General features: G+C 44.5%; 18 protein-coding genes and 2 pseudogenes. 8 read left to right on the forward strand and 12 right to left on the reverse strand.

What is annotated here, in order from left to right:
* Window positions 1-54: 54 nt before the first annotated feature.
* From L2744_RS16005 to L2744_RS16020, 4 genes and pseudogenes are all read right to left on the reverse strand, one after another.
* On the reverse strand, window positions 55-921 hold the full coding sequence (locus tag L2744_RS16005) for an HNH endonuclease (protein WP_248992863.1): 867 nt from the start codon (window positions 919-921) through the stop codon (window positions 55-57).
* Between the two features lie 2 nt (window positions 922-923).
* Window positions 924-2,576, reverse strand: coding sequence for an AAA family ATPase (locus L2744_RS16010; RefSeq protein WP_248992864.1), 1,653 nt, complete (start codon window positions 2,574-2,576; stop codon window positions 924-926).
* A 140-nt stretch (window positions 2,577-2,716) separates the two neighbouring features.
* A pseudogene (locus tag L2744_RS16015) lies at window positions 2,717-3,040 on the reverse strand (EcoAI/FtnUII family type I restriction enzme subunit R); the annotation flags it as partial.
* A gap of 376 nt (window positions 3,041-3,416) precedes the next feature.
* Entirely contained in the window at window positions 3,417-3,719 is a 303-nt protein-coding gene (locus L2744_RS16020) for a hypothetical protein (protein WP_248992865.1), read from the reverse strand.
* Between the two features lie 53 nt (window positions 3,720-3,772).
* On the opposite strand from L2744_RS16020, the gene L2744_RS16025 reads away from it, so the two are divergent.
* On the forward strand, window positions 3,773-4,249 hold the full coding sequence (locus L2744_RS16025) for a GNAT family N-acetyltransferase (RefSeq protein WP_248992866.1): 477 nt from the start codon (window positions 3,773-3,775) through the stop codon (window positions 4,247-4,249).
* Between the two features lie 52 nt (window positions 4,250-4,301).
* Here L2744_RS16025 and L2744_RS16030 read toward each other — a convergent pair whose 3' ends face one another.
* Window positions 4,302-5,489, reverse strand: a complete 1,188-nt coding sequence (locus L2744_RS16030; protein ID WP_248992867.1) for a benzoate/H(+) symporter BenE family transporter — start codon at window positions 5,487-5,489, stop codon at window positions 4,302-4,304.
* Between the two features lie 126 nt (window positions 5,490-5,615).
* On the opposite strand from L2744_RS16030, the gene L2744_RS16035 reads away from it, so the two are divergent.
* Complete coding sequence (locus tag L2744_RS16035; RefSeq protein ID WP_248992868.1) at window positions 5,616-6,191, forward strand: helix-turn-helix domain-containing protein; 576 nt, start codon at window positions 5,616-5,618, stop codon at window positions 6,189-6,191.
* Window positions 6,192-6,325: 134 nt separating this feature from the next.
* Entirely contained in the window at window positions 6,326-6,649 is a 324-nt protein-coding gene (locus tag L2744_RS16040) for a rhodanese-like domain-containing protein (protein ID WP_248992869.1), read from the forward strand.
* Between the two features lie 68 nt (window positions 6,650-6,717).
* On the opposite strand, the gene azoR is transcribed toward L2744_RS16040, so the two are convergent.
* From azoR to L2744_RS16060, 4 genes are all read right to left on the reverse strand, one after another.
* A complete protein-coding gene (azoR, locus tag L2744_RS16045) occupies window positions 6,718-7,314 on the reverse strand; it encodes an FMN-dependent NADH-azoreductase (protein ID WP_248992870.1) in 597 nt (198 codons plus the stop codon).
* Between the two features lie 182 nt (window positions 7,315-7,496).
* Entirely contained in the window at window positions 7,497-7,934 is a 438-nt protein-coding gene (locus L2744_RS16050) for a thioesterase domain-containing protein (RefSeq protein WP_248992871.1), read from the reverse strand.
* Window positions 7,935-8,029: 95 nt separating this feature from the next.
* A complete protein-coding gene (gene dtd / locus L2744_RS16055; protein ID WP_248992872.1) occupies window positions 8,030-8,467 on the reverse strand; it encodes a D-aminoacyl-tRNA deacylase in 438 nt (145 codons plus the stop codon).
* An 86-nt stretch (window positions 8,468-8,553) separates the two neighbouring features.
* Window positions 8,554-9,438 (reverse strand): virulence factor BrkB family protein, encoded by an 885-nt coding sequence (locus L2744_RS16060; protein ID WP_248992873.1) that lies wholly within the window; start codon window positions 9,436-9,438, stop codon window positions 8,554-8,556.
* An 81-nt stretch (window positions 9,439-9,519) separates the two neighbouring features.
* Between L2744_RS16060 and L2744_RS16065 the strand changes: the two genes are divergently transcribed.
* Both L2744_RS16065 and L2744_RS16070 read left to right on the forward strand, forming a co-directional pair.
* Window positions 9,520-9,741 (forward strand): hypothetical protein, encoded by a 222-nt coding sequence (locus L2744_RS16065; protein WP_248992874.1) that lies wholly within the window; start codon window positions 9,520-9,522, stop codon window positions 9,739-9,741.
* A 29-nt stretch (window positions 9,742-9,770) separates the two neighbouring features.
* Window positions 9,771-10,424, forward strand: a complete 654-nt coding sequence (locus L2744_RS16070) for a DUF2959 domain-containing protein (protein ID WP_248992875.1) — start codon at window positions 9,771-9,773, stop codon at window positions 10,422-10,424.
* A 374-nt stretch (window positions 10,425-10,798) separates the two neighbouring features.
* On the opposite strand, the pseudogene L2744_RS16075 reads toward L2744_RS16070, so the two are convergent.
* From L2744_RS16075 to L2744_RS21670, 3 genes and pseudogenes are all read right to left on the reverse strand, one after another.
* A pseudogene (locus L2744_RS16075) lies at window positions 10,799-11,694 on the reverse strand (transposase).
* A 229-nt stretch (window positions 11,695-11,923) separates the two neighbouring features.
* Complete coding sequence (locus L2744_RS16080; RefSeq protein WP_248992876.1) at window positions 11,924-13,513, reverse strand: bifunctional AfsR/SARP family transcriptional regulator/alpha/beta hydrolase; 1,590 nt, start codon at window positions 13,511-13,513, stop codon at window positions 11,924-11,926.
* A gap of 88 nt (window positions 13,514-13,601) precedes the next feature.
* Window positions 13,602-15,011, reverse strand: a complete 1,410-nt coding sequence (locus L2744_RS21670) for a bifunctional AfsR/SARP family transcriptional regulator/alpha/beta hydrolase (protein ID WP_248992877.1) — start codon at window positions 15,009-15,011, stop codon at window positions 13,602-13,604.
* A 558-nt stretch (window positions 15,012-15,569) separates the two neighbouring features.
* Between L2744_RS21670 and L2744_RS16090 the strand changes: the two genes are divergently transcribed.
* Genes L2744_RS16090 through L2744_RS16100 form a run of 3 tightly spaced genes read left to right on the forward strand, consistent with a single transcriptional unit; the run spans window position 15,570 to window position 20,359 of the window.
* Entirely contained in the window at window positions 15,570-17,516 is a 1,947-nt protein-coding gene (locus tag L2744_RS16090; RefSeq protein WP_248992878.1) for a hypothetical protein, read from the forward strand.
* Between the two features lie 45 nt (window positions 17,517-17,561).
* Window positions 17,562-19,334, forward strand: coding sequence for a HEAT repeat domain-containing protein (locus L2744_RS21675; RefSeq protein ID WP_248992879.1), 1,773 nt, complete (start codon window positions 17,562-17,564; stop codon window positions 19,332-19,334).
* Window positions 19,331-20,359, forward strand: coding sequence for a zinc metalloprotease (locus tag L2744_RS16100; RefSeq protein ID WP_248992880.1), 1,029 nt, complete (start codon window positions 19,331-19,333; stop codon window positions 20,357-20,359). Before L2744_RS21675 ends, L2744_RS16100 begins: the two co-directional genes overlap by 4 nt.
* Window positions 20,360-20,604: the final 245 nt, after the last annotated feature.

The following is a 20,604-nucleotide window of genomic DNA, read 5'->3' on the forward strand; positions in this document are numbered from 1 at the left end:
GTCTTTCTGATGTTTCCAAGTTATTGTCCTTAATTCTTTGTTACTTAAAATAAACTAGGGAGTAGGCAACGTTGCATTATGCCGTTCTGTTAACCAATCAAGCATACCGTCAGAGTTTAGAAGACCGTGACATAATATTGATAACCAATTATTTTTTGAGCCTGTTAATTCATCATTACTATCCATGCAATCTTCAAGAGATTGTCTTAATTGATCTTGGGTCAATCGCACTCTTCTTGGCAAAACTTGGATAACATTCGAAGGTCTATTTTTTAATTTACCAAGTTGCCCCTTCAGCCACTTTTCTATTCCGGACTTAATAACAATATTGCGTGTGTGATATTTTATCGAGGCAATCTGAGGATGAGCTGTGTCGACATAAATAACCTCTAAGTCAAACCAGCGATAATTACTTCGGGGGATGATTTTGCAACTAAGTAATCTTTCAGATAAAACTTCATCAAAATAAGGATGTAAGACTCTAGCCTGACTAGCTGCATCCCCTTTTAACGCTGTACCACGTTTCAAATTACAATCACATGCGGGGACTAAATTCTTAGAGAAAATTGCCCATGCCTGATAATCTGACTTTGGGAGGATATGGTCTCGAGTGAAAGGCTTAAATCCGCCACACATAGGACAAACCTCAGGAGAGGAATCTTTTATTCTATCCAAATAGTCTATAGATGCTGGTGGCGATGAATAATGACTAAGCATTCCTGATTTTAATTTATCACTTATTACAGGGTCTGCTATAGACCAAGGATTTCCGCAATTAACTTCATAGTCATTGTATGCTTGTATCAAGAGTTGTTTTTGGTTTCGCAATTCAGGAAAAGACGTTTTGTGAAGGGCATTATTTTCTGCCAACTCGTCTAAGTGCCAAAAATCATTAACTCTAACTGGGGTTAGCTTCTTCATAACTAAGCCTCAAACCTAGATTTCAAATCCATTAGTGCGCCTAACGACAGCTCATCACCTAATTCACCTGCTACAGATTCGAATGTTCTGTGTCTAATTTTTTTAAATATTTTGTCTGTTAAGCGATTTTCAATATCTTCATTAAAAACGAATTGGGATATAGATTCTACATCAGCACCAAAAGTTCTTAACCTAGGTGTAGATATGTCTATAAATCCGTCATCTTTAGTAGAGAAAATATGAACCTGTTTACGGCCGACCTCCCTTACAAAATAGGGCGAGTGAGTCGCTATAATAGAAAAGGAACCTGTGTGTTCTAACAGGTAATCTAATAATTCAACAAACTCTCCAATAAAGTTAGGATGCATATGGGTTTCAGGCTCATCTAAAACAATAAGCGTCCCATTTTCGATATATAAGCAGCACTGCAACGTAAACTGAAAATACGTTAACTGCCCACTACTTAAAGGGTAATATTCATCAGCTACTTTAACGACAGGAATTTTGCAGCTCTTAACCAACTGAGCAATTTTCAAGTCCTGTTCGGTAAAACCGTCTACAAACCTTAATTTCTCAACCGGAATATAATGAGTATCAGTTATTTTCAAATACAAAGATTTGATGTCAATAGCTTTTGACAATGCTTCTTTAAAGATGTTAATCCGATAGCTTTCTCTTATGTAATTTTGGCTTCTTAGAAGTTGTTCAAACAAATCCCCTATGGATTTATTGTTAGCTCCAGATGAACTATTTAGATCAATCTTACGATAATACAACTTTTGGCGACGAGCATACTCACCAGGAAAGGTTGAGCTAGCTTCCCCTGGACTAACCAGCGCTAAAAGCCGGTTTATCATTGGTTCTTTCAAACCACTTTCGTTTGTGCAGATTTGCGTTGTATTAGGCTCAGGCCTTTTTAAAAGAGCTCGACATAACTTGTTCAAACTTTGGCTTTTTCCAAGACCATTTTTCCCGATAAGTACACTGATACGACTAGGAATAAATGCTTTACTATCAAACTTAAAATCAATTTTATGGCTATTTTCAAAGCCATTTAATTTAAAGCCTAAGCTAAATGAGTTTGAAATCGCTGAGTAGTTTTCGAATTCAATTCCTTTGATAATTGAATCTGCATTATGGAAAGCAAAAAAAGACTCAGACTTACGCATAAACGCTCGGCTAAATACATTAGATTCAACAATTTTCTCATAAAGGCCTTTAGGGTAGGTGAAGTTGTCAATAAGCAATATGTTGTTGATTGACTTCAATAATTTTTCAGTGCCCTTTACACCAAGCTCTAACACTACTTTTCTGTACTCTTGCAAATTCGGGAAGTGAGTGAAAAAGATAAAGTCTTCACCAGAACTTTGATACTTCAGAGCTTTATCTATACTCCCCAGCAGTTCAAAATGCTCTTTATCAATATCTTCTAAGGCAAGATTTTTCTTAACTTTCGGTAAGAAGCCAACTAGCAGCTCACCTTCTAAAACAGTCTGACGATCCCACATACACAACTTGTAGGTCGCATTAATATTGTAGCCAAAATCATTCCAATCACTTGACTGCCTGATTAAGACCTGCCCAGCAAGAGGTGAAGCTGAAATACCCTTGCTTTCACAAAATATAACCTCTAATTTTTGGTTTTCTTCCATCATTACACCGCCTGTTCGACAATGGCGTCGATGAGGTGCAGTCGGGTGATTTGCACATCCTCTAAACGGGCGTCGAGTTGGTCGCAAAACGCCATTAACTCATCGACTTTAGAGGCGATGCAGTTTTGTTCTTCGAGTGGGGGAAAGACCAATGGAAAATCGAGTAAATTAGTATAATCGAGTGCTTGTTGCATACCCTTGCCGACTTCATGATTATTCGCTTTCGCCTCAATCACCGCCAGCGGCATACTCGGTTTATGGTAAAGCACTATGTCTACTGACTTAACCGTTGTGCGCATGCCCATTTGACCCCGCACAATCACCTTACCATCACGCAACTTCACCTCCTGGCGAATTTGCGTCATATCATCCCAACCCGCATTTTTTACCGCAGGCATGATGAACTTTGTGATGATGTCCGTTTCGGTTAACTTTGCTTTATTGATGTTCGCGTGATGGTTGACCATTACTAATCCAATTCCCTCTAGATAGATAACCGAAGATTCTGGTTATGAGTTTGCCACAAAGCCCTTAAGTAACCTAGGGTTAGAACGGAAATTACCCTGTAATTATCTTATTTTGTGTTTTATATCAAAACCAAATAACTTGGAGATTTCATCATACATACCCTATCTATTGATTGAGTTGTCCGAAGATGCGCTTACTTATTAATGAAGGGGCAAGGATAAACTCACGATTAATACATAAGACACTGAAATAATGAAATAAATCAATATTTATGAGGTGTTCATCTCAGCAGGTATAACTTTTATTCCTTAAAAAATTTACCAATAACACCAGAGCCTAAGAAATACACTTTCCCCTCGGAGTTGCCGCAGGGCATTAGCGTTCGTTGCGTGATCGAGGCATGGATGCCGAGATAGCGTCAGTCGAATCAGGGACGAGCGTCTGACGCGATAGCATAAGGACGCTAAATGCCCAAGGGGCTTTCAACTCCGTTGGGGACACTGGGCCATGTTTTATAAATAAGCCAAAAGGGGAACAGGCGCTTTTCCCCTTTTGGTCGGGTGTGGGGTGAAGCCCCACGACTTTGACTTTGATTCTGCGTTTAGCTTTAGCTAAAGCTAAAAACTCTTGGCCTAGCATTTGCTTATCCACCACGGCGCAATTGCAAAAAGATAACAAAGCGATGCCGCCATTATGGATAAGCCACAATAATAGGGAGCACCCAATCTGCCATGACAATCACCATAAGAGCCATGAAAATCATCCTTGATGACCTTAAAGGACCCGAGATAGCGGCATTACTGCAGGAACACCTCGACGATATGCGGGCAACCTCACCGCCCGAAAGCGTTCACGCATTAGATCTTGACGGTCTGCGCCAGCCCAATATTCGCTTTTGGACATTATGGGATAACAATAATCTCGCGGGCTGCGGTGCACTAAAATGGTTAGATGCGCAGCACGCCGAGATCAAATCGATGCGCACCGCCGCGCCCTATAAACAACAGGGCATAGCCTCTAAGATATTGCAGCACCTGATCAACGACGCTAAAGCTGCTGGCATTAAACGCCTTAGTTTAGAAACTGGTTCGATGGACTTTTTTAGCCCCGCCCGAATGCTCTACACCAAACTTGGCTTCGAAGTCTGCGGCCCCTTCGACGGCTACCAACTCGACCCCAATAGCGTGTTTATGACGAAGAAAATCTAAAACACATGCGCCTTAGTCTTTGAAATTCATCGCTAAGGCGCTTTTGTCGCAGTTAAGTCGCCGCACGCTTAACAACAGATGCACTCCTGTGTCCGTTCCACCAATGGATAATAAACCCAAGTAACAGCCCCCAGAATGCACTGCCGATGCCCAGCACACTAAAACCCGATGCGGTGACCAAAAAAGTGATCACTGCCACTTCGCGATCTTCCGTTTTAGCTAATGCAGCGGTCAGACTATTGGCGATAGTGCCGAGCAAGGCTAATCCGGCGATGGCTAGTACTAATTCCTTCGGGAAAGCGGAAAACAGGCCAACCACAGTGGCACCGAGTAACCCAGTGATAAAGTAAAATACCCCGCCCCACACCGCCGCCCAGTAACGGGTCGCGGGATTGGGATCCGCTTCTTTACCCATACAAATGGCTGCAGTGATGGCGGATAAGTTAAAGGCAAAACCGCCAAATGGCGCGAGGATAACCCCGATTAAACCTGTGCTCGTGATCAAAGGTGAAATGGGCGGCCTGTAGCCATTACCATGCAGCGCAGCGACGCCCGGCATATTTTGCGAGGCCATAGTCACCACAAACAGCGGCAGCGCCACGCCAATCACACTCGCCAGCGAAAACTCAGGCGTAGTCCACACCGGCATCGCCAGTTGCAACTGAACGGCATCTAGCTTGAGCAAATCTAATTGAAAACTCATGCCTATGCCCACCAGCAACGTCAGCAAGATGATGTAACGCGGCGCAAAAGGCTTAACGACGACAAACACGCACAGCATGACCAAAATTAAACTCAGCTGAGTTTGCATCGCCTGAAATAGCCCGAGCCCAAATTGCAGCAGAATCCCCGCCAACATGGCGGAAGCCACCGACTGCGGCATGATACGGATAAGCTTATCCATCCAGCCCGCAACACCGCAAAGGGTGATTAAAATAGAGCTCACCAGAAACGCGCCTATGGCCTGATTGACACTTAATCCCGCTAGGCTGGTCACCATCAAGGCGGCGCCAGGTGTCGACCAAGCCGTTAGGATTGGGTTCTTGTAGTAAAGCGATAAACCTATGCTGGTCACGCCCATGCCTACACCTAAAGCCCACAGCCATGAACTAATCTGTGCTGGTGTCGCCCCCACAGCCTCCGCCGCTTGAAAGATGATCACAGCAGAGCTGCTATAACCGACTAATACCGCAATAAAACCCGCAGATATTTTTGATAAACTCCCTGCATCTCGCCACATATCCACTCCCTTCCTCTGCAATTGGTGTCGCCACCACGTTGTGCGCTATAACGCACGAGATGGACAAGATAGCATCTGTACGTTATAACGTACAAACTAAATTTTCATAAAAATGATGGGGCTATTGTGCAGACGATAAACAGCTATCTCGCCACCACGCTTAAAGCACTTCGCAACCAAAAGGGATGGAGTTTAGATAAAGCCGCCCAAGAGACTGGCGTTAGTAAGGCCATGATAGGACAAATCGAGCGCGGTGAATCAAGCCCCACGATTGCGACGCTGTGGAAAATTGCCAGTGGATTCAATATCTCGCTGTCGACCTTTCTCGAACCCACACCACAGAGCCAAGGCGCAGTATTCCGTAAGCCTGACGAGCTACGCCAACAACCCGCCACCGACGGCATGTTAGTCGCGTCTCTATTTCCCTTTGAAAGCCGTTTTGGCTTCGAGATGTTTGAACTCACACTGCTGCCAAACTATGAACGTCTTTCTGAGCCCCATGAAGCTGGCGTGACTGAGCATGTCATTGTCTTGAGCGGTACTATGGAAGTGTTAGTCGATGGTGAGTGGCAAATACTTAAGCAAGGTGAAGCGGTACGATTTGCGGCCGACAAACCCCATGGCTATCGAAATCTCAATGACGAAGCCGTGGTATTCCACGACATAATTCACTACCAACGAGGTAATGTGTCCAGCCTCTAGCTGCTTGTCTAGCGCCAGCAATGCAGAGTTCGAGTGCCTGACCAAACCCTTCACTACGATAATTTGCAGCACTTGCAGCGGCCAATTCATTAGAATAAACTTATTGAAAATTTTCTAATGGTAGAGGCAATGCTATGTTTAAATCTTTACTGGCTAAGTTATTCGGCAGCCACTCGGGCGAAAAATGTTGGCAATTGATTGAACAAGGTGCGCGGGTGATTGATGTACGTTCACCAGAGGAATTTGCCTCTGGTCATTTGCCCCAAGCCATTAATGTGCCGTTGCCAACGCTCGACCAATGGTTGCATCAAGTCGACAATAAACAGCATCCCTTTGTACTCTACTGTGGCGCGGGTATTCGAGCACGAAAGGGCTGCGATATCCTCAAGGCCAATGGTTTCGCCTGCGTGGTAAATGGCGGTTCACTCAAAAATTTAGTCTGCTGCCAACCGAGCTAAAATTGACATAAAAAAATGCCAGCCCATCTAAGGCTGGCATTTTCTATTCAACTAAATCAACTGAACAATTAAGCCTTCAGCAGATCTATGCTTTGTTTCGCTTCGCTCATGCCTTTATCGTGCGCTTCAGGCCCCATATTCAGCGCCTCAGCGTAAACCACTTCAACGTTAGTGATACCAATAAAAGCTAAAACAGTTTTCAGGTAAGGTACGACGTGATCGGTTGGGCCATCTTTATGAGCACCACCACGAGTGGTGATCAACACAGCGCGTTTACCTTCCACTAATCCTTTTGGACCGGTTTCAGTGTAAGTAAAAGTCACACCGGCACGGGCAATAAAATCGATCCAGTTTTTAAGTTGAGCCGGAATGGTAAAGTTATACATAGGTGCCGCGATAACGATAGTGTCGTTCGCTTTTAATTCTGTAACTAAGGTATCTGATAATGCGAGCATTTCTTGCTGACGTGCTGATAACTCATCACCGCCACGTAAAGCAGAAGCGATTTCACCGTCTACCATAGGTAACACGTCTTTACCGCCTAAATCACGCACTGTAATTGTCGCGCCTTGATTCTCCCAGTGACTAGTTAAGTGGTCAACTAACAAGGCAGACTGTGAATAACCGCCAAGAATGCTTGATTTTAAAATTAAGACTTTAGACATAATCTGCTCCGAAAAATGGTTAACTGACATTGAGTCAGATCTTATATCTCGACTCTATGATGTAAGTTTATTCGCCAATAAAAAAGAAATAAAGCGGATAAAATATGAGATTCACTTCGATTTTTTAGAAAGGTTGTAAATCACTCTAGACGCATTCGTACATTAAGTCGCTTTCGGCGTACTCACACTCTCGGCGTACTCACGTACAGACCTTCAAAAACCGCACACAGTGAATCCTGACAATACAATTGCACTTTCAGTTTCACTTTAACCCTTCGCCCCCTTTGCAACGGGCTGAGATCCAGATCCGGCCATTGCACTTTTACCATAGGGTCACAAGTCACGGGAGCGAGATAGCGAATATGGGCATCGGCGAGCACAATATCACCCACAACGCCCACTAACTGTTGATTCAGCCACACGGCGCCCCAGCCCGTTAAGGTCATCAGTGCATAAATGCTGCCCGCAAACATGGTTTGATGCAGATTAATATTGGGCACAATCGGCGCAGTAACTCGAAACTCACCCTCGCAATAATCGAGCGGCACAATCTGCATAAACTCGCTAACGGGAATAGTACTATGCCAAGTCTGGCGTAATTTAGTGAGTAATTCATCCATGTGCATTTTCCTTAATACTCCCTCTTGGTACAAGCGACATTGATTATGTCTAATACTCAATCACCGGGACCCCAAGATAAACATCTCGATAGAAGTTACACCTGCAGATTAAAGGTCACTGGGCCATCATTGACTAAGGACACTTGCATATCGGCACCGAACTGTCCGGTTTCTGTAGTAACGCCCTTATCGCGGCAAAAAGCAACAAACTCTTCATACAATGTCAATGCCTGATCTGGCGTACCTGCCCCAGAAAAACTCGGCCTAAGGCCACGACCTGTATCGGCAGCTAAAGTAAATTGCGATACCACCAACAATGATCCCCCAACTTGTTCTAAATTGAGATTCATCTTGCCATTCTCATCGGAAAAAACACGATAACTCATTACCTTAGTCGCCAGTTTTTCCATCTTTTCTCGCGTATCATCTCGCTCAACACCAAGAAGAACCAGTAAGCCTTTATCGATTGCTCCTATGGTTTGATTATCGACAATCACACTGGCACGGCTCACTCTTTGAATTAAAGCAATCACAACTTTTCCTTTATATCGGTAGATTTGAAAGAATTCAGATATTGCCAACGTTAAAGCCATTGCGGCAAATAAAAGGTGGGGAAGATTCAGGCATTAACATCCGATTCGCCGTCATCGACACTCGATTCATAGTCCAGATATTCGGGCATAGCAGCAGTAATTTCCGCACCAAGCAACACAATCATCCATGACAGATACACCCAAACAAATAGGATAGGAATCGTCGCTAACGCACCGTAAATAGCCTCGTAACTCGGAAACTGAGTGACATACAAGGCAAAGGCTTTTTTACCTAACTCAAACAGTAAGGCGGCCACAAGCGCACCTAATAATGCATGTAAAAACTTCACCTTTTGATTGGGCACGACTATATATAACAAAAGAAATGCTGCGACAGAAAACAGCATAGGTAAACGCTCAATAAACAGAGGAACAACACCAGAAAAAGTCTCATCTTCAAAAAGTTTTAACGAAACTACATAGGAAGTCGCTACTAAACTTGCACCAACCAAAACGGGGCCAAGCGTGATCACCATCCAGTACATTGAAAAAGCAACCACCACGGAACGCTTCTCTTTAGTGCGCCAGATATTATTAAGCGACTTATCGATAGCGGAAATCAGCATAATTGCCACGACAACAAGCGCCGCAATCCCCACTGCGGTACCCTTAGATGCATTACCCACAAACTCATTGATATACACTTGCACTGTGTCGCCTGCTGCGGGTAAAAAGTTTTCATAAACAAAGGCTTCAATCTGCCCACGTATTCCCTTGAAAACCGGAAAAGCCGACAACATCGACATAGTCACCGCCACCAAAGGCACAAGTGATAGCAGGGTGACATAGGCTAAATGCCCCGCCCGAATATTAATTTGATCTTCCACTAGGCGCAGCCTTAGATGCCGCAGGAAGCGCCAGATCCCAAGGAACAAGACTCGAATTTGTGCTACTTCTATCTTCTTAGTCACGGGTTTCTCTTGATTCTGTTGGTATAGACTCGTTATCTTCGTACAATAAACACTTAATTTACAAGTCTAAGGAGTGAATTGATGTCTCAACAAGGATCCACTGGTAACGTTATTTCCGCTATCGCTAGTCTGTTTTTCCCAGGATTAGGCCAACTGCTACAGGGCCGGATAATCGCAGCGCTACTATTTTTTGTGATTACCGTTGTAGGTTACGCACTGTGGTGGCTAATCGTGCCCGCCGTTATAGGTGCTATCTTTCATCTGTGGAGCATTATCGATGCGGCGCGATTTAACGCCGATTAACTTTATACGACTCAGTAACGGAATACCCAATGAAAAAACTGATCATCACTAGCTTGATTACCGCCAGCCTCTTGCTAACGGGTTGCCAGAGTGCCTATTACGGCGCCATGGAAAAAGTCGGCTATCACAAACGCGACATTATGGTCGACAGAGTGAAAGCCGCCAAAGAATCTCAAGAGAATGCGCAAAAAGAATTCAGCTCTGCCCTTGAAGAGATGCAAGCGCTGCTCAACCATAAAGAGGGCAACCTTCAAAAAACCTATGACAAAGCTAAATATGAGTACGAATCGGCCCAAAGTGCCGCCGATAACGTCAGTGATCGCATAGATAAAGTGGAAGGTGTCGCCGAAGCTTTGTTCGATGAGTGGCAAACGGAAATAACTGAAATCAGCAAGGCTAACCTTCGCCGCAATAGTGAAGCTAAACTCAAGGAAACTCGCCGCTCCTACGAGCAACTGATAAAGGGTATGCGCCGCGCCGAATCCAAAATGCCGCCCATTCTCACAGCGATGAAAGACAATATGCTATATATCAAGCATAACTTGAACGCCCAAGCCATTGGTGCAATCAAAGGTGAGTTTGACAGCCTACAAATCGATATCTCAGACCTGATCAAAGAGATGAATAAATCGATTAACGAATCGACTAAGTTTATCGAAGCCCTCGAAAAATCAAATGGTTAAATTAAATATATTTAGCTAATTCAGGATGCAAGCTGTTAGTTTCAATTCAAGAAAACTAGAACTAACAGCTTGCACCCTTCTTATTTCTGTAGCCGGCCATCCATTGGAAAGTACATTTGATTTTCTAAATCCATAGGAAGAAGGTAATCATAAACATAAATCCGGCCACCCAAGTTAAAACAATAACATAATGTGCTTTCGGTTTGCCTTCAAGCTGCAGTGGCTAAAGTCACCTTTACGAGAGTAATACAAAGAGGCTGAATGGCAGATGGGGCACAAAATCGAGCTAATTCATTCCAAAATGGCATATTTCAGTCGTGATAAGCCATCCCGTAGAGCTTGGGGAAATAGAGGCGATAATTGCTATAGGATTGCTATCCGTTGATTTGGAAGTGCTGACAACTTGACGCAAAATGCCGTCGTCGCTTTTCTAAGTGTTCGCAGTAAGTGGTGAGTTCTTGCCGCGTGCCCACTGGACCATGAAATAACCTGCCAAATTCAGTGGTTAGCTTGAGCCAGTTATCATGGGGGATATTTAACCTTGTCAGTAACTTGGCGCTATTTTCACTGATGGCGCCACGTTTATCATTGCGAATGATTCGCCCTGTGTCATCCACCAATTGAAGGTAATCCGTTAACGAAAAGGTTATGCCATTGGGCTGGTTATTGCGCTCACTGCCAATGAATGGCAGTAGGTTCTTGGGTTGTTCACCTTGTAAAGCGGCCCTCCCAAAACCTGCCTGCGCAGTTATCTTCTTGATTCGCTTGCCGTGCTATCGGCTCATTCAAACAGCGCGCTCTTTTGAAAACTTAGGCATGAAATATCACATAATCGGCTTCGGTAAATCGCGATGGCATGCTTGAGTCTGAGCACTTGGTGGGGTTCAACTAACTCACCTTTTGCGAATTTTCGGGTCAATTTATCGCCATTAAACAGCTTATGCCATTGCTCCAGCACTTCTCGGTCAGTCCAACGGTTTGCCTGTCGATATCAACACACAGCACCACATGCAGATGATTGAACCCTCCCGTTCATTTACAAGAGTGCAAATACCGCCACATCTATCGCAAAAACTACTTCAAGTTCAAATAATAATGACTCAACCCAACCTCGACGATGGTCATAATTTTTACCAGAATAGGCATCATCACCACCCACTTTTTTCAACAATGAAAGGCGCGCCGAACAACGCGGCTACAACAATGGTAATAGGGACTGATTTTAAAGAGAGAGTTCAAGACTAATCTGAGTTCTACGGGCGCGCGGCATAAAAACCTCCTTGTTTAATGCTTAACCAAAGCATAGCCGGAGGTTAACTACTGCGCCATTTAAGGTTGGGTGTCTCTGTTTTTTGCTCTGTTTTTCCACTTTGTTCGCTTAGCTCCAGAACGAACAATCCGATAAAGATCATATAGCTACAATAGACCTTATTTAACACAATACGTTAGTAGTGTTTTAACTAAGAAGTTTAACTTAGTGGTCAATACGTCAAGATATATTACTGATGGCGGGCTATAAACTCGCGTATGGCTTCAACAAAAACTTTTGATGCTGGTTCGCGGCCCAACAGTAAATGGCCGTTGCTTTCTAGCCCGACAAATTCAGCATTAGGGATTGTTGCGGCAATCTCACGCCCGACACTAACAGGTATGCGCTGATCCCCCAAAGAGTGAATCACTAATGTGGGCACTTTGACTTGTGCCAGACGATGACGTACATCGATATCGGCAAACACAGATAAAAATCTTACCGCGTTTTCCGTCGAAGTTGTTAAGCGCTGGAAGTCGTTAAACCAGCTAAACTCAGCTTCGTTGGCGTCAGGCATAAAGGTCGATGAAAATATCTGTCGATACGCCGGATTGTCTGTGCCCCATCCTACATGCGTTAGCATCATAACGGCTTCACGCTCTTTGGTAATGGCCTCGGTTGCACCAATACGCCAGCCTGCGGCGTAACCACCAAACAAAATAAGGTGCGACACTTTTTCTGGATGGCGGATGGCATATTCGATAGAGACCGCGGCACCTTGTGATATTCCCAGCAGTGAAAAGGTATCCAGTTTATTCGCTGCGACTACAGTTTCAAGATCAGTCACAAAGGTATTAAAGGAAATATCTTCGACATCCCAGTCAGATAAGCCATTACCGCGTTCGTCGTAACGAACAAAATGATGATCAGCCGCTAAATCTTTAAATAACGGGCTCCATATTGGTGCATTCCAGTCATGCTCTAAGTGGCTGAGCCAATTAGCAGCCTTAACAATAGTTGGCCCCTTGCCTAGCGATGCATAAGCAATACGTACACTGTCTTGCGAAGTGCAGAATTGTACTTTCTGTCTGGCGAGTAACTCACGCCCACTGAGCAGTTCATTACACTGCAAATTGATAGTCGTTTGTCGTTGCTCAAGTTCGACTGCCCAAACAATACCTGCATCATTAAATCGTGTTAATAGTTGCTGCGAAAGGAGAGTTGCTTGAGCGTACTGCTCCAATTGTTGCAACAGACTTAAGACAGTGTTGGCTGCTCGGGTACTTAATGGTTCGTGGGTTAACCAAGCTTGAGCCCAAAGCAATTTTGCCTGAGTGGTTAGATCGACATGAGAAGCTAAACGAACTAGCAGTTGACCGCTTAGCTGGCGCAATTCATTGCGCTCTGTCATTAACCAGTCTTGGAATAGCTTTTGATTAGGTAAATCCAAGCCCTGCAAAAAAGGCTGTTGGCTTTGTTGTAAAAGAATTTCTAGTTCAGTACACGATAGATCGCTGAGGTTACTTTTTGCGATCAACAGCTTCAAGTCTATGTTGATATCAGCACAGTTGATCACCACCCGTTCCCGGTCTGCGATAAGACGCTCGGTATTGTTATTATTGACTAAAGGGCGGATCTTACTTAGCGACCAGCGCAGTGCACCTTTGGGATCATCCGGAACGTCCCAAAATACTTCGCATAATGTGTCACGGCGATGTGGTCGCGCGGTAAATGCCAGATAAGCCAGCAAGGCACGGCTGCGTTTCGACGCTGGCATAGGTATTATTGTGCTATTATGGCGTAACTCCATTTCCCCTAGCATGTTAATAGTAACAGCCATGTACATCCTCCCTGTTTACTCTATATCTTCTTAGCACATACAAGATGCAAATTGACCACAACACAGCCTTGCTTAAGCAAAGATTAACCTAATTATTAGATATAAACTCTTGTATTACATCAATAAACACCTGTGCTGAAGGCTCGCGATCTAACAGGAAATGCGATGTCGTGTCCAGACCAATAAATTCGGCGCCAGGAATCGTCGCGGCAATTTCGCGTCCCGACAGTGCCGGGACCGCATTATCTCCAAGTGAATGAATCACCAGAGTTGGTACTGTTACCTGCGCCAGTTTATCGCGGACATCCAGATCGGCAAAAGCCGACATCAAACCTGCGGCATTTTTTGCGTTGGCAGCCAGATACAGATATTCATTAAACCATTCCAACTCTTGCTGACAGGCATCCGGGATAAAGGTCATGGAAAAAAATTGTCGAAATGCCGGATTGTCTTGTTCCCAACCGCTTTCTGCCAGTGCGATGATAGCCTCCATTTTTTTCCGCAGTTTAGGATCGCCTTCTGCGCGCCAGCCTGAGGCATAGCCACTAAAAAGAATTAAATGTGATACCTTATCTGGATGTTTCACTGCATAGTCAATTGATAAAGCTGCGCCTTGTCCGATACCAAGTAAAGCGAATTTACTTAAGTTATTGGCAGCAACAACCGTTACTAAATCCTGTTGTAAATCCTCAACGCATACATCTGATATGTTACGTTCTGACATGCCGCTACCGCGATCATCATAACGAATAAGCTGATGGTTCTTGGCAAGCGTGTGAAGAATATGCCCCCATAACGGAGCCTGCCAGTCGTACTGCAGATGGTTCATAAATGCTGGTGGTTTGACTATTGGCCAACCCTGGCCAACAGATGCATAAGCAATGTTTACGCCGTCGTTACCAGCACAAAAGTGGATCTCGGTTTGATTTGGTGTCAAGGCTTGTCGAGTCCATGCAGATAAGGCCGCGGTTTTTGGTGTGGTACTACTAATAGGACTTACCACACCGGACACATTGTGACCCAACACTTTACGGTGCAGCTCAATCAGCTGCTGCCTCTGCGCGACGAGCCAGTGCTGAAACTCTGGACAGTTATGTAAATCCAAACCGTCCAGTAAGGGTATTGCCAATTCTTTTCCCAGCTTAGTCACTTCGGCAGCATTGCTGTGTTGCTGTAAGGCACGAACACTGAGGTGAATAATATCGATATCGATATCGATGTCCGCTGTATTGATGCTGACAGAGTCGTGGTCGGTGACAACACGTTCAATGTGATTGTTCAAAATATTTCTGAGTTTACTTAATGACCAGCGCAATGCCCCTCGGGCATCTTTAGTCTCTGGCCAAAACAGCGCACATAAATGATCTCGCCGTTGTGCTCGGGGATTTAATAACAAATAAACCATTAAAGCGCGGGTTAATTTTGAAGAGGGTAACGGAATGAGCTGGTTATTATGGAAAACCTGTAGTTCACCCAGCATTTTTATAACGATTTGCACAACACGTCACCTGATAGTTTTGATTGAATAGTCCCCAAATTGATAATGTTTATATTCAGTCTATTGGGGCGACCATTAAATGAGATTAAAAACCAAAAAAGTAATGACCTTAAAAGGTTGTTGTGGGTTTTAGTTTTATTGACTATTTAGCATTTAATTCAGACATATATTTATGCTTTAAAACTGCATAAATATGGACTGTCAACTTTAGCGGCAATTGTGCTACGAGAGTGATTTAAAATCAATAACTCAAATTAAAACGGGATTAACTACGTCAAAATTTCACGATAATTTATCGTCTGGGATTAGTTTGCTGTTACGGCAATAAAGAACCTAATAACCTAGGCGAATATAACTGAATGTCTCTGATATGTAACGTCATGGGCGACTATTATACCTATCCGAATGGCATTGTGTACTGTTCAACCTCTATCAACTACAGGTAAGACCTGCCAAATACCACGCACCTAAGCTGAAAATTCCACGTTTATTACCACGGTTGTTACCACGCTAGTTCGCTATGGTTAAATTTTAATTGAAACAAGAGAAAATTTACCCATGTTAACCATAAAATCCTCCGTACAGCCACTGTTAGCAGTCATGTTGCTAGCAACCCTAACTGCTTGTGGCGACAATACCTCTGCGGTCGAAGAGCCAACTGCCGTTGACTTTGATATAGAAATGTCTAATTTTTCAATGGATTTTGATACTACTCAAGCCTTTGCACTTAATCACCGCATACCCGTGTCATTCACCATTCGTAACACTGATTCAAACATAACTGAAGTGACCAATATTCCGGTCAGTTTTAGTTTTGTTGAGAAAAAACCGACAGACCCAGCAGCGCCTATTGTATGTAGCTCTAGTGCCATCGATGTCGAGTTACCGGGTAACGGTGAGCCAGCCGTGGTGGAAAATGCTTTTATCTGGCCAATTAGCGAATGCCAAACATTGGCCGCTACAGGGCGTGAAGTCGAGCTGCAGGTTCAATTCTATCGCGATGAGAAACAGCTTGCAGGCAATGTAACTACCAACTTACCAACGCTGACCTTACGCGAAGCGGGGGTAGATATAGAATACGAATTAGCCAGCGAGTCTTCGGTAGGCTTGATTGCGTTGACTGAAGAAGGTGAATCACCTACGCCGATTCTTTCAGTGCAGTCTGGTTTTGTGTTCAATGGCGCAGATCCTTATTATTCTAAAGTTACCGCAGATGAGATTCCGGAAGATTTAACCGTGGTTGACCCTGACTCTGGCCTGAGTATCCAACAAGAGCTAACCTTTGGTATGACTGAAGAGCAGCTAAACCAATTAAGTAAGTTACCCTCAGTTGCGACCCTAACCTATGAGTTAATTCCTGAAAATTCACCTGGAACTATCTTGCCCTTGATGATTGGTCAGGAAGATGGCACTACGGTAGCGTCTTATAGTTTTGATGAAATTCAACCGGGGATTGCTGATCAAGTCAACCATGATCTGTATCTAGAAGGAACTGTTCTGGCAGTGGTTAAAAACGGTAGTTTGGCTAACGAAACTCACTTTATTTTGCGTGGTTGTGTGGTAACCAGTTTTTCTCAGGATGGTAACGACGGAGATCAAACCAATGACTGCAAAGAGGTCGATATTAACTTAGAGCGTGAAAGCGTTAACGCTACCGCCGCTAGCGATGTGTCATTTAAGAAGAACCAAAAGCGTAATCCGGGTAATTCCCGTATAGCTATTGAATCTGAAATGGATATCGATAACACCTTAAACCGCAACGGTATTTTGAGTCGTGCCACCGGAGAAGTCGCGTTAAGGGGTAACATTGGCAAAAGTTTTGACTTAAAAATTGCTGAAGCGGTTGCTGAAGCGGTTGTTACCAAAAATCAATCCTCGTATTTTCATCAAATTAAAGCATTTAACAAAGTCGTTGCTGGTGATGCCAAAGAAAGTAAAGAACACCTTAAGCTGAAAAATGAGTTTAAGCAGGACAAAAGCCAAGATGTTGCTGGTTTAGGTTTTGGTTTTGGCCCAGTGCGACTCGGTTTTAAAATCAGTGCAGGTGGGCGAGTGGGTATTGACGTTGATGACGATATGGATCTGCTTACCGATGCACTTGAATGTCAAACATTGCTCGTTTCCGAAGAGTTTATCAACACTTGTGGTTATCTCACTCGAACCGTAGCACCTAATTTTAGTTTCACAGGCCGCATATTTGGTGGTTTGGATGCTGGCATAGTAAAAGCCGGCGTGGATGCTAATTTACGCTTTTTAGAAAATAAATTTCCGTTAACTGGAGTATTAAGTTTTGGCCTTACCGATGACCAACGCATTTTAGTGCGTGGCGACGTAACACTGGACCATACTCTGCAGACCATCAGCGGTAAAGTAAAGTTAGTTGGGACCATCAAAGTCTTCCGTTTTCGTCGTAGCAAATCCGTTACTCTGGTCAGTTTCTCGTCACAACCTGTTACTCAAAACCTGTTAAAACGTGGTACTGAAGGCACACTAGAATTGCTTTAGCCCTGTGCGCAAGCGTTAAACATGAGAGATTTAAAAATGAGACGAGTGAACATTAAAAGATTACTGGTATTAGCCGCTGTCACTGTCGCCGTTGTCAGTGCGATAGCGTACCACTCATCTAGGCACTTACGCTCCCCTGAGGGGGAGTTTGCACATACATCACAGACGGCAAGTTGCATCCTTAGTCAAGGCCAAACCGCAGCTTTCCACCTTAGCTCAACTGTCGAAGCTGAAGGTCAAAAGGACATTTTTGAGGGAGTGATGAGCTGGCAGGTTGAAGAGTTCAATGCTGGTATCGCCCGCGTTAGAGCGACATTTAGCAAGGTTACCCTGACGCAGAATATGACGTTACCGGCAGAACGCGCGGTATCACCTGAAGGCTTACCGTTCTTTCTACAAGTTGATAGTAACTGTGCCATCATTAGCACAGCATTTGCACCGCAATGGCAACCAAAAACCCGCTTGCTAGTCGCCACTCAACTAGATAACTTAACCTTTTTACTACCTGAATCTGGTAAGACTCAATGGCAAGTAGCCGCCCTCGATGGGCTCGGCGATTACACTGCACATTTTAGTTTGCTCAGCCAAAAGCCGCTGCAAATTCAACGGCAAAAAACTGATCATCTCATACGAGGTGCTGCCGATGTTTTTGGTATAAATATTTCACTGAACAAATCATTAGCTACAGCAACCTTTAATACTGCACAGCCACTATGGTGGCAGGCTGTGAGCGGTCAAGAACAGATAAGCATTAGTACTGCAGGCACGCCAAAAGTGGTGATGAATCAACATTTTTCATTGCAACGCGACGACCAGCTGTTTATTGCCATACCACAAACTGACTGGAATTTGGCTGAAAAAACTATCCCTTATGACTTGCCGCCGGAATTTAGCGAGCTTATAACACAGCACCAAAGTTACACTGAAGCTTACAACGCTTTCAACAGTGCCATAACGGAACAGCCACCACGTTATTTTGATGCTGCACTTGAGATGGCTGCTTGGCTAAAACTGCATCCTGAAGACATTGACTTGTTGGTGGCTGAACTGCGCGGACAAATGGATGATGAAGCACGCCCTACCGCTTTTTTAGCCCTGCAGCTGTCTGGTCAGGGCAAAGCACGTGAGGTGTTATCGAGCATGATGTTCGACGCGACAATGAGCCAGGGAGACCAATCCAGAGCCGCCTCAGCACTAGCAGACTTTGGCACACCAAGTCAGGAAGTCGCTGACCTACTGATGTCGCGCGCAACGATCAAAGATATCGCTGGCAACACTAGTTTGTTGGGTGTAGGTAGCATGGTTGACCGCTCAGCAGATCCGGCGTTGCGACAATATATTATGGAGTCGCTACAACAACAGCTCGTCAGCACAACAGATCAAAGCGAGCGTTTGATCTTGATTGATAGCATAGGTAATACCGGTGATGGCACCTTTGTCGACGCATTAAGCCAAGAGCTTACCTCGCCGTCAGAAGCGACACGCAGCAGAGCAGCGGATGCACTTTCACGCTTACCAGCAGAACAAGCTCAGCCAGCGTTAGTCAATGCGCTTTCTTTAGAGAATGACCCGAGGGTAAGTAAGGCATTGATTGATGCACTAAAGCATGTTGGTGCTAGCTCACCGGAACTGGTCGATCTACTAGAAAGACGCATCAGTTCATCAAACTCAAGTCAACATGCCGCCACGATTGACTTACTTGGCGCCCAACATACCGACAGAGCACAGCAACTGTTAATCACACAATATAAACGCGAAACCGATGCTAATATCAAAAAGTTGATTGGTCGGTATGTGCCGGCAAAGGCACTTAGATGAACAAGTCATTCGTTTTTTTATGCGGGTTAGTGGCGGCCTGCTCCGCGGGGTGCGATACCGAACACACCGCGGAGCAATCATTGTGGACGTCTTTGGCATCGGTAAAGATAGACGCAGAGTCAGGTCGCACTTCGGCCGTAGAAGTGCCGCTTGATAACTTACGACGGGCCATTCGGGTAAGCGCTATACCGCAAGGTTGTTTACGCGTGTCCTCTGCCACAAGTATCACTGACGAACAGCTTATTGCTAACTCTGCAGCCCCTAATGACAACATCTGGCGTACGACTACTCTGCATCAGGTTGGTTTATTCGTATTAGAAGGTGCAGCCTCGGAGCTTACCCATATTAGTTTTGAAGCCGTTGCGTGCGATGCATCTACTACCGGCATTTTGCCAACTGACGTTAGCATTGAATCCCGCCTATCCGAAGAGCTATCCCATCCAGGACTTCGACTACGTCTAGTTTTAAGCTCGGCAATGAGTACCGAGTTAGATACAGAACTACTTGCCCAATTGATAGGCTTTGAATTGGAACTGGACATTACAGTCACTGCTGTGGAAACCATTGCCGATAAAGACTTGATTATGCAAAACCAGACAGATTTCTCGCCAATGGGGGATTTATTGGCTTCGCTACCAACCAAAACAGCAGATACTATTGATGTGATTATCGGACCATGCTTATTACAGCAAACGTCGTTTGGCCAGCAACGCTTGGCAGGTCTCACACCAAGAATTCCCGGCGGCGCAGGGCCTGCTGATGCGGTCTTTATTGCCCGAACGAATTGCGATTTTGAACATTCTTCACCAGGTTCTGAAACCGCAATAGCTCGTTTAGCCGCCCATGAGATAGGGCACTACCTCGGGTTGGCGCATCCGGAAGAACTCAATGGCAGTGAAGATGATTTACCAAGCACAAATAACAACAACCTAATGAACCGCATTCCTCTTTCTGCGAATGCGACTGGGTTAACGGCTGAGCAGCGCGAGCGTATATTGGCACACCCTTTTGTGATAGACCTATAGATCAAGCCGTTGCAATAGAGATGCTGACCAATAGCTTTGAGATATAGCGTCATCCGGAATGCGTTGCGATCAAATTGATTGGTCGCAGCGCCAGCCGAAAGAACAAGAGGAAAAATACCTCTCAAACCTACCTGCAACTTAGACATCATTTTTGCAATACCATATTTGTGGACTTTGTGAACTATCGTGTGCTTTAGCAGATTGCTCGTTAGAATGTTAGACCTGCCGCACAATTTCACTTAGTA

This window comes from Shewanella profunda, assembly GCF_023283765.1.
Classification (GTDB): domain Bacteria; phylum Pseudomonadota; class Gammaproteobacteria; order Enterobacterales; family Shewanellaceae; genus Shewanella; species Shewanella profunda.